Source organism: Pseudomonas faucium (genome assembly GCF_021602585.1).
Classification (GTDB): domain Bacteria; phylum Pseudomonadota; class Gammaproteobacteria; order Pseudomonadales; family Pseudomonadaceae; genus Aquipseudomonas; species Aquipseudomonas faucium.
Genome location: NZ_BQIP01000087.1, coordinates 1 through 225, shown reverse-complemented (window position 1 = coordinate 225; position 225 = coordinate 1). Strand labels below are relative to the sequence as shown.

Annotated in this window: 1 rRNA gene; it reads right to left on the bottom strand. The window is 52.4% G+C overall.

Features of this window, described 5'->3' with window-relative positions:
- Nucleotides 1-225, bottom strand: a 23S ribosomal RNA gene (locus tag L6D75_RS27275); the annotation flags it as partial.

Below are 225 nucleotides of genomic sequence, written 5' to 3'. Positions count from 1 at the left end.
TACCTAACCACCTGTGTCGGTTTGGGGTACGGTTCCCAGTTATCTGAAGCTTAGGAGCTTTTCTTGGAAGCATGGCATCAACCACTTCGTCGCCTAAGGGCAACTCGTCATCAGCTCTCGGCCTTGAGATCCCGGATTTGCCTAAGATCTCAGCCTACCACCTTAAACTTGGACAACCAACGCCAAGCTGGCCTAGCCTTCTCCGTCCCTCCATCGCAATAACTG